This window comes from Paenibacillus typhae (genome assembly GCF_900099765.1).
In the GTDB taxonomy this organism is placed as follows: domain Bacteria; phylum Bacillota; class Bacilli; order Paenibacillales; family Paenibacillaceae; genus Paenibacillus_AQ; species Paenibacillus_AQ typhae.
Map to the genome: position 1 here is coordinate 1 of NZ_FNDX01000088.1, position 1,301 is coordinate 1,301.

At 45.4% G+C, this 1,301-nt stretch carries 2 protein-coding genes; both read right to left on the bottom strand.

Going from position 1 to position 1,301, the window contains the following annotated elements; all coding sequences use genetic code 11:
• Positions 1–43: 43 nt before the first annotated feature.
• The gene (locus BLR64_RS29890; protein ID WP_090720359.1) at positions 44–925 is read right to left on the bottom strand and encodes an IS3 family transposase; all 882 of its coding nucleotides are present in this window, start codon (positions 923–925) and stop codon (positions 44–46) included.
• Between the two features lie 8 nt (positions 926–933).
• The gene (locus BLR64_RS29895; protein WP_090720361.1) at positions 934–1,230 is read right to left on the bottom strand and encodes a transposase; all 297 of its coding nucleotides are present in this window, start codon (positions 1,228–1,230) and stop codon (positions 934–936) included.
• Positions 1,231–1,301: the final 71 nt, after the last annotated feature.

A 1,301-nucleotide genomic window follows, 5' to 3' on the forward strand; every position in this document is an offset into this window, starting at 1 on the left:
TGAAGTGACCCCTGTCAAGTAGACAGTAAATAAAAAGCAATATTTAAGCAGCCTGAGTTCGGTATTCATAGGGACTCAGGTTGTTTAGTTTCGTTTGGAAACGTGCATGGTTGTAAAAGCGGATATATTGCTGCACAGCATGCCTCACCTGCTTAGCAGAGTGAAAGGAGTGGAGGTAGAAACACTCGGATTTAAAATGACCGAAGAAGTTCTCCATACAGGCATTGTCCCAGCAGTTACCCTTTCTGGACATGCTTGCCTTTATCTCATATCGCTCCAGTAGTTTACTGTATTGGCGGCTAGTGTATTGAAATCCTTGGTCGCTGTGCAAAAGAACACCTTTGGTGTCCCGCCGTTTTCTCGCCTTTTTGACTGTATCCAACACCAGCTTTAGATCATTCCGCGAGCTAATCTGGTACGCTACAATTTCATTGTTAAACAGATCTTTAATCGCAGACAAGTACAGCCTTTGTCCACCGAAGATAAGGTACGTAATATCCGTGACCCACTTTTGGTTCGGCTGCTCTGCTGTAAACTCTCTATTCAGGTGGTTGTCAGAGATCACATAAGCCTCTTTCTTGCCATAGTAAGGTCTTTTCCTCCGAATGACTGCTCGAAGTCCTAGCTCGCCCATGAGTCGCTGTACACGCTTGTGATTCATATGAATGGCGTAGGTACGCTCTAGCCATACCTTCACTCTGCGGTATCCATAAATGCCTTTAAGCTTCTCGTGGCATTCGACGATTTTAAGCTTCAGCGCTTCGTCTTCGCGTTGCTTGGGTGAAACGAACGTTTGCCGGTTCAACCACTTGTAAAAACCACTTCTAGATACCCCAGCCAAATTGCAAAGCAGGGTAAGGTTGTATTTCTTATGAAGCAACTCTTGAATGACTGCAAACTTTTTGCTGCTCGGAGCAGCGTCCATTCCTCCTTTCACATCTGTAAGAGCTTTTTTAGCATTTCATTTTCTGCCTCAAGGCGCTTAATCTTGGCCTCTGGATCTTCAGGACGTGTTCGGGGTCTGCCCATTCCTGGCCCTTTTGCCTTCCCTCTTTTTTCTCCAAGGCCCTTTACGCCCTCTGCCTCAAAGTGCTTCACCCATCGACGAACCAGTGAGTCGTTAATGCCCATTTCACGCGCGACACTCTTATACCCCAATCCCTTTTTGAGATAGAGGTCAACTGCCTTTTTCTTGAACTTCTCATCATACGTTCTTCTCATTTCGCCCATAAAAAATCCCCTCCATAGTAGACAGATTAAACGGCTTGCTTTTTTCTGTCTACTATAGGGGGATCATATCA

Coding starts and splice junctions, on each gene's coding strand:
- BLR64_RS29890 (WP_090720359.1), bottom strand. CDS start 925: ATGGACGCTGCTCCGAGCAGCAAAAAGTTTGCAGTCATTCAAGAGTTG.
- BLR64_RS29895 (WP_090720361.1), bottom strand. CDS start 1,230: ATGGGCGAAATGAGAAGAACGTATGATGAGAAGTTCAAGAAAAAGGCA.